Below are 7692 nucleotides of genomic sequence, written 5' to 3' on the forward strand. Positions count from 1 at the left end.
CGTGGCCGTCCACCTCGCGATGGTCTTCCTGCACGTCGCGCCGTCGAACACGCTCACCAAGAAGCACGGTGAAGCCGTCGACGACTACGTCTACCCGGAGTTCGAGCAGAACTGGAAGCTCTTCGCTCCCAACCCGCTGCAGCAGAACATAGCCGTGCACGCGAGGGCCCGGGTCGCCAAGGACGACGGCGGTACGGAGACCACGGGCTGGGTCAACCTCTCGGCCATGGACGGCAAGGAGATCGACCACAACCTCGCCCCCAGCCACGTCCAGCAGAACGAACTCCGCCGCGCGTGGGAGTTCTTCAGCGGCTCGCACGACGAGAAGGGCAAGGCCCTCGGGCTGCGCGGCGAGCTGTCCGAGAGCTACATGAAGCGAATAGTGATGCTCCGCTTCGGGCCCGAACTCAACGGGGGCTCGGTGGAGCGCATCCAGGTCCGCTCCGCCACCGCACCGGTTCCGCCGCCGAAGTGGAGTGACGAGAAGCTGGACCTCAAGACCGACTACCGGGTCCAGCCCTGGTGGCCGGTCAGCAGCGCGGACCTTCCGGGGGGCTGGGACAAGTGAACGAGCAGCAGGAGCCCAAGGACGAATGGGCCGCGGCACCGACCGTGCAGCCGACGTCCGCCGCGTTCCCGGGGCAGCGCGAGCCCGTCGAGTCCGGTGAACGGACCGGGACGGCCCCCTCCCACGAACCGCACGCACCCTCCTACGGGCCGAGCGCCCCCGAAGCACCCCCGGCGTCCCGCGCCGAAGGCGCCCTGGCACGCGGCATCGCCCGCGTCACGGGCGGCGCACTCGCCCCGTACCAGACCGCTGTCGTACGCATCGGATTCGCCGCCACCTGGCTTCTCTTCATGCTCCGCGAGTGGCCGAACCGGCACGAGCTGTACGGACCGGACAGCCCGTGGAGCTGGGCTCTCGCCGACCGGCTGATCGAGTCCAACCACGCCTTCACGGTGCTGCTGTGGTCCGACGGCGCCGTCTGGTTCGAGTTCGTCTACCTGCTGGCGATCGCGTCCGCCGTCGCCCTGCTGGTCGGCTGGCGCACCCGTACCGTCTCCGTGCTCTTCATGATCGGTGTGCTGGCGCTGCAGAACCGCAGCGTCTTCATGGGCGACGGCGGCGACAACGTCATACATCTGATGTCGATGTACCTGGTGCTCACGCGCTGCGGGCAGGTCTGGTCACTCGACGCCCGCCGGGAGCGCCGGCGCGGAGTCATGCCGGCGGAGGAACGCGACACGGTGGGCGTCGCGCTGTGGTTCGTGTTCGGCGCGGTCCTGGTGGCCGCCACGATCACGGGCGGACTCAGCCTCGGCTGGGGCCTGTTCTTCTGGGTGCTGTGGGCGTCGCACGCCGCCTGGCGCCTGGTCAACCGCTACGCGCCCCACAGCGAGGTCCGCAGCGTCTGCGACATGCTGGCCAACCTGGCGCACAACGGCGCGATGCTCGTCATCGTCGTCGAGGTCTGCCTGATCTACTCGACGGCGGGCTGGTACAAGATCCAGGGTTCCCGCTGGCAGGACGGCACCGCCGTCTACTACCCGATGAACCTGGACTACTTCTCGCCGTGGCCGGAGCTGAACGTCGTCCTGGCGGGCAGCGGCCTCATCACGCTGCTGGTCACCTACGGAACGGTCGCCGTCCAGGTCGCCTTCCCGTTCGCGTTGTTCAACCGGCGCGTCAAGAACGTGCTGCTCGCCGCCATGATCACCGAGCACCTCAGCATCGCGCTGCTGCTCGGTCTGCCGTTCTTCTCGATGGCGATGGTGGCCGCGGACGCCGTCTTCCTGCCCACGGTCGCACTGCTCTGGCTCGGCGCGCGGTTCTCGGGGGGACGGAAGCGGCTGCTCGCGCGGCTCCGCCCCTCCCGCGGCTCACACGAGAGCGGCCGAGGCGGAGCGGGGGGCGACGTGTACGACGCCGACCCGTCAGCCGCCCCTCCCACGGCTCCGCAGCAGCGGAGCGGTGACGGTGTGTCCGTACGCTGACGACATGACCGTACGGCTGACGGCGTGAGCGCCGGACAGAGCGCCGCGCCGTTGCTGCGGCAGTGGCGGGACCTGGGCGCGGACAACGTGCTTCTGGACGGGTTCCACGCCCTCAAGCACGCGCTGCGTTTCGACGCGAGCGTCCTGCTGGCGCTGACCGGCGACCGCGAGGCGGTGCTGGCTCTCGCAAGGGACCTCGCCCCTGATCTGACCGGGACGCTGGAGGAGCTGCTGCGGGAGGTGCCCGTCGGGACGCTGCACGAACTCCTGCCGCGGCCTCATCCCACCGGCGTCGCGGCGTTGGCGGTCCGGGGCAGCGGCCGTGCCCGTCCACTGGCACGGAGCGAGGCCGACGGCGACGCTCCCCGTACGGCGCCGGTGGTCGTGCTCGACAACCCGCGGCATCTGGGCAACGTGGGAGCGGTGATCCGGCTGGCGGCGGGGGCGGGGGCCGCGGGGGTTCTCACCACCGGCACCGTCGATCCCTGGCATCCCAACGTCGTCCGGGCCAGCGCCGGACTGCACTTCGCCACAGCTGTCGCGCAGTGCGAACCGTCAGCTCTTCCGCCCGGGCCTCTCTACGCGCTCGACCCGGAGGGCGAGGACATCCGCACCCTCGCGCTTCCCGACGACGCTCTGATCGCCTTCGGGTCCGAGCGGCACGGTCTGTCGAGCGAGCTGCGGGAGCGTGCCGGCCGTCTGGTGGCGCTGCCCATGCAGCCCCAGGTCTCCAGCTACAACCTGGCCACCAGCGTCGCGATGACGCTCTACCACTGGATGTCAGGCCGCCGCCCGGACGCCGGGGACGACTGAGGGTCCGCCTGTGCGGCGGCGCTTCGTCCTGCCTGAGCACCGACCCGTGCGCGTACGGGCAGACCGCACTGAACAGGTCCGCGTGAACAGCCGGGCCGTCGCACGAGCAGGATCTGCCGGTTGAGCGCCTGCTTGTTCAGGCCTCGCTTGATCAGACAGCGCGGACGGTCACAGGTACGGCCCGCCGGAGCGCGCCGGGCGGCCGGGCTCCTCGTCGCCGAGTGTGCCGTCCTCGGGGAGGGTCCCGGGAGGCAGCGCCCTGCGCATCTGCTCCAGCTGCGCTCGCGCGGCCATCTGCTGCGCGAAGAGTGCGGTCTGGATGCCGTGGAAGAGCCCTTCGAGCCAGCCCACGAGCTGAGCCTGCGCGATGCGCAACTCCGCGTCGGTCGGCACGGAGTCCTCGGTGAACGGCAGCGAGAGCCGTTCCAGCTCCTCGATCAGCTCGGGCGCCAGGCCGTCCTCGAGCTCCTTGATGGAGCTCGTGTGGATCTCCTTCAGCCGGACCCGGCTCGCCTCGTCCAGAGGTGCGGACTTCACTTCTTCGAGCAGCTGCTTGATCATGCTGCCGATCCGCATGACCTTCGCGGGCTGCTCGACCATCTCCGTGACGGGGACCTCAGCCTGCTCGTCGCCTTCTCCGCCCGCTGCTTTGGAGTCGGCGCTCCCGAGAGCCATGCCGTCCGGTCCGACGACCAAGACCTGCTGGTTCTCCCGTGGCCGTTCGTTGCTCGGCTGTGTCATGTCTCCATTCTGCATGCAGCTCTCCGGCGCACGGCGGTCGCCTCCCGTCCACACGACGGGCTCACACTCAGCTACGGCGCAGACGCAGCGCGATGAGGGCGAGACCAAGGCCGATCGAGGTCAGCCCCGCACCCAGCGGCAGTACGGGGGAGACCTCGCCGGTCGCCGCCTCGGCGGGGCCGCGCCCCGTCCCGGCTCGCGGGTACTGCTCGACGGGGTCGGGTTCGTAGAGTTCGTCCGACTCGAAGACGACACCGGTCTCGTCCGCGACGTCCGTCCCGGCGGAGTCGCCGCCGGCACGACGGGCGTCGTCCGCAGCGTCCGACTCTCCCTGGGAGCGGTCCGGTTTCGGGCTCCCCGAGGGTGTGCCGTTCTGCTCGGGCCGTACGGACGACGGTGACCGCTCCGGCTGTACGGAACCTGCGGGCTTCGACGCCGCGTCCGCCGGGTGTGCGGAGACCGGTGTGCGGTGCCGGCGCTCCGGCCGGCTGCTCTCGGTGTCGGACCGCCCGGCCCGCTCCCGACTCCCGTTGTCCGCCCTGGACTTTGCGCCCGGCTTGCGGTGCTCGTGCTCCGAGGCATGGGTGCCCCCGGTGGAGTTCTCGGCCGTCACGTGCCGCCGGGCGGCCTCCCCGGCCGCCGGTGCGGAGGCGAGGGAGGTGCGCGAAGTCCCGCCGCTGATCGGTGACTTCCCGGTGCGTGCGGGGATCTGTACCGACACCTCGACCCCGGTGGCGCCGATGAGCGCCTGTACGGGAAGCCCTCCGGATTCCTCAGTCGTGAGCGGCGGTCGGGGGACGAGGTCGTCCACGACTGCCGGTCTCGTGACGCTGATCCGGTCCGGCCCGCCCCGCTGACGTGCACCGGGGTCGGATGCCGCGCTTGTGAGGGGCGTGACCAGCGCGACCGCTACACAGGGCAGCAGCACGGTCGCGCGGAGTGTGTGGCGTCTGTGCCTCACGGCAGAGACCCTCCCGTTGCGGGTCGTCCAATAATGCAATCAGAGTCACATAATTGGACAAGTCCGGCATCCGGAAGGGTCTCTCTCCGAGCTCCGCTTCTATGCGGTCGTGAGGAGGATCTTGCCCACGTGGCTGCCCTCTTCCATCGCCCGGTGCGCGTCCGCGGCACTGCTCATCGGGAGCGTGCGGTCGACGACGGGCTGTACGCGGCCGTCCGTGAGCAGCGGCCATACGTGTTCACGCACGGCGGCGACGATCGCCGCCTTCTCCGCCGCCGGACGGGCGCGGAGCGAAGTCGCCGTCACTGCAGCCCGCTTGGACAGCAGCGCGGCGAGGTTCAACTCGCCCTTGCGTCCGCCCTGCAGACCGATGATGGCCAGGCGGCCGTTGACGGCGAGCGCCTTGACGTTCCGCTCCAGGTACTTGGCGCCCATGATGTCGAGGATGACGTCGGCGCCCTGGCCGCCGGTGCCCTCGCGCACCTCCTCGACGAAGTCCTGCTCGCGGTAGTTGATCAGGATGTCGGCGCCGAGTTCGGCGCAGCGTTCGAGCTTCTCCTTGCTGCCGGCGGTGACCGCGACCCGGGCGCCGACCGCCTTCGCCAACTGGATGGCCATCGTGCCGATGCCGCTGCCGCCGCCGTGGACGAGCAGCGTCTCCCCGGGACGGAGGTGGGAGACCATGAACACGTTCGACCAGATGGTGCTGGTCACTTCGGGCACCGCCGCGGCGGTCGTCAGGTCGATGCCCTCCGGTACGGGCAGCAGTTGGCCGGTCGGCACGGCGACCTTCTCGGCGTACCCGCCGCCGCCCAGAAGGGCGCACACCTCGTCGCCGACGGCCCATGTGCTCACCCCCGGGCCGAGCGCGGAGATCCGCCCCGAGCACTCCAGGCCGGGATAGGGAGAGGCGCCGGGCGGCGGATCGTAGAAGCCCTGCCGCTGAAGGATGTCGGCGCGGTTGACCGCGCTCGCCGCGACGTCGACGAGCACCTCGCCCTCGCCGGGTTCGGGGACGGGGACCTCGGCCCAGACGAGGGCGTCGGGGTCGCCGGGTTCGGGGATGGTGACCGCGTGCATCGTGGAGTTGGACGTACCCATGGGGCCGACGCTACTCCCAGGCCGCACCGGTACGGCACCACCCCGCACTGCCCTACTGACGGCGTCCCGTGAGCCGGAACGCTTCAACTCCCGCCGCACGTCTCGCTGCTCGGCGCCGGGTCGCGCCTCGGGAGCCGGACCGCGACCCCGCCGCCGGGCGCGAGGGCGAGTCAGCTGCCGCCGCTGCGGTCGTTCCGCCAGAACCCCACGCCGCCGCCACCGGGCGGGCCCCCCGGCCCGCCGCCCGGGCTTCCGGAACCGCCCGAACCGCTGTGCGTCGGATCGGTGCTGCCGGAAGGCCCGCCACCGGGGTGCGGGCTCGCCGAACGCTGGATCACCACGACCCGGTCGGTCGACTCCAGCGGGTCCGCCTGGGGATTGTCGTAGCCCAGCAGCCGGTGGCCGCGTACGACCGTGACGATCAGGTCCTTGCAGTCCCTCGGGGAGAGACCCACCTCGGCCTTGGTGACGGGACGTTCGCTGAGGCTGAGCCCCGAGCCCTGCTGGATGAGGTCCTCCATGACGGAGCTGGCGTTGGGGCTGAGCACGGAGAGCCCGAGGAGGCGGCCGGCGGCGCTCGCGCTCGTGACGACGGAGTCCGCTCCGGACTGGCGCAGCAGCGGGACGTTCTCCTCCTCACGGACCGCCGCGACGATCTTGAGCCTGGGGTTGAGCTGACGGGCGGTGAGCGTGACCAGCACGGCGGTGTCGTCCCGCTGCGTCGCGATCACGATCTGCTTGGCGCGGCGCACCTCCGCGCGGGCGAGCACGTCGCTTCGGGTGGCGTCCCCCGCCACGCTCACGTATCCCTCTTCGGCAGCGGCCTTGGCCACATGGTGACTCGGGTCGACGACCACGATCCGGTCCCGGCGGACGCCGGTGGAGAGAAGCGTCTGTGCCGCCGAGCGGCCCTTCGTGCCGAAGCCGACGACGACGGTGTGGTCGCGCAACTGGGACCTCCAGCGGGAGAGACGCCACTGTTCACGGGTGCGGTCGGTGAGCGCCTCGAGCGTGGTTCCGATGAGGATGATCAGGAACAGGATGCGGAGCGGTGTGACGAGAAGGATGTTGGCGATGCGGGCGCCGTCGCTGACGGGCGCGATGTCGCCGTAGCCGGTCGTGGAGAGGGTGACCGTCGTGTAGTAGACGGCGTCGAGGAAGGAGACGGAGCCGTCGGCGTTGTCGTTGTAGTCCCCGCGGTCGAGGTAGACGATCATGACCGTCGTCCACAGGACGGCGAGCGCGGCGAACAGGCGCCGGCCGACCTGGAGTTGGGGGCTGACCTCGGAGCGTGGCAGCAGGATGCGGTACTGATCGTTCACGCGAGTTTCGATCCTCACCATGTGAACCAGGGCAGCGGCAGCACCCGGACTTCGGCGCCGGACGGGACACCACCGGGCGGAACGACTGCCAGGGCGGTGGCTGTGGCGATGCCGCGGAGCATGGCGGGTCCGTTGTAGTGGAGGGGACGGGCCGAGGACTTCGCAGGAGAGTAGGCGACCGGCACCAGCCGGGTGTCCCTGGGGTGCCCGTGCACCTCGTCCGCGAGGGACGCGAAGGGGGTGTGCTCGGCCGCTTGGTCGCCGAGCGTACGGATCAGGGGGGCCGCGAGCGTCACGAGACCGGACAGCGCGGCGAGCGGATTGCCGGGCAGGCCCACGAGGTACGGCCCGCCGGGGCCGTCGATCCCGTCGCCCCTGCCGGGCAGTTGGGCGAGCAGCATGGGGTGGCCCGGCCTGACGCGCACACCCTCGATGAGCAGTCGCGCACCGACGCGCGTCAGCGTGGGGCGCAGGTGGTCGACCGGCCCGCGGGCGGTACCGCCGGTGGTGACGACGAGGTCGGCGGTGGTGGTGGCGACCGCCTCGTGCAGCGCTTCGGCGTCGTCGCCGAGCCGCCTGGTGACCAGCACGTCGGCGCCGAGGCCGGCGAGCCACGGTTCCACCATCGGCCCGAGTGCGTCGCGGATGCGGCCGTCGTGGGGCACGCCGCGGTGCAGGAGTTCGTCGCCCAGGACGAGGACTTCGGCACGGGGGCGCCTGGTGACCGACAGCCGGTCGTAACCCGCGGCGGCGGCGAGG

General features: G+C 71.1%; 8 protein-coding genes. 3 read left to right on the plus strand and 5 right to left on the minus strand.

Features of this window, described 5'->3' with window-relative positions; genetic code table 11:
• The 3 genes from H5J26_RS25970 to H5J26_RS25980 form a co-directional block, all read left to right on the plus strand.
• Nucleotides 1–568: DUF5819 family protein (locus H5J26_RS25970; RefSeq protein WP_181768401.1), on the plus strand; the 568-nt coding region annotated here is incomplete at its 5' end.
• The gene (locus tag H5J26_RS25975; protein ID WP_181768402.1) at nt 565–1995 is read left to right on the plus strand and encodes an HTTM domain-containing protein; all 1431 of its coding nucleotides are present in this window, start codon (nt 565–567) and stop codon (nt 1993–1995) included. The genes H5J26_RS25970 and H5J26_RS25975, both read left to right, overlap by 4 nt.
• Before the next feature lie 24 nt (nt 1996–2019).
• Nucleotides 2020–2808, plus strand: a complete 789-nt coding sequence (locus H5J26_RS25980; RefSeq protein WP_419183852.1) for a TrmH family RNA methyltransferase — start codon at nt 2020–2022, stop codon at nt 2806–2808.
• A 168-nt stretch (nt 2809–2976) separates the two neighbouring features.
• Here H5J26_RS25980 and H5J26_RS25985 read toward each other — a convergent pair whose 3' ends face one another.
• The 5 genes from H5J26_RS25985 to H5J26_RS26005 form a co-directional block, all read right to left on the minus strand.
• Nucleotides 2977–3549 carry a bacterial proteasome activator family protein gene (locus H5J26_RS25985; protein WP_181768403.1) on the minus strand — a complete coding sequence of 191 codons (573 nt, stop codon included), beginning with the start codon at nt 3547–3549 and terminating at the stop codon, nt 2977–2979.
• 67 nt (nt 3550–3616) lie between these two features.
• Complete coding sequence (locus H5J26_RS25990) at nt 3617–4510, minus strand: hypothetical protein (RefSeq protein ID WP_181768404.1); 894 nt, start codon at nt 4508–4510, stop codon at nt 3617–3619.
• Between the two features lie 99 nt (nt 4511–4609).
• Complete coding sequence (locus H5J26_RS25995; protein WP_181768407.1) at nt 4610–5590, minus strand: NAD(P)H-quinone oxidoreductase; 981 nt, start codon at nt 5588–5590, stop codon at nt 4610–4612.
• Between the two features lie 191 nt (nt 5591–5781).
• Nucleotides 5782–6954 carry a potassium channel family protein gene (locus tag H5J26_RS26000; RefSeq protein ID WP_181768405.1) on the minus strand — a complete coding sequence of 391 codons (1173 nt, stop codon included), beginning with the start codon at nt 6952–6954 and terminating at the stop codon, nt 5782–5784.
• Nucleotides 6948–7692 (minus strand): molybdopterin-binding protein (locus H5J26_RS26005; protein WP_235981124.1); only part of this gene is annotated, 745 nt, incomplete at its 5' end. The genes H5J26_RS26000 and H5J26_RS26005, both read right to left, overlap by 7 nt.

Source organism: Streptomyces albidus (ex Kaewkla and Franco 2022) (assembly GCF_013870515.1).
Lineage (GTDB): Bacteria > Actinomycetota > Actinomycetes > Streptomycetales > Streptomycetaceae > Streptomyces > Streptomyces albidus.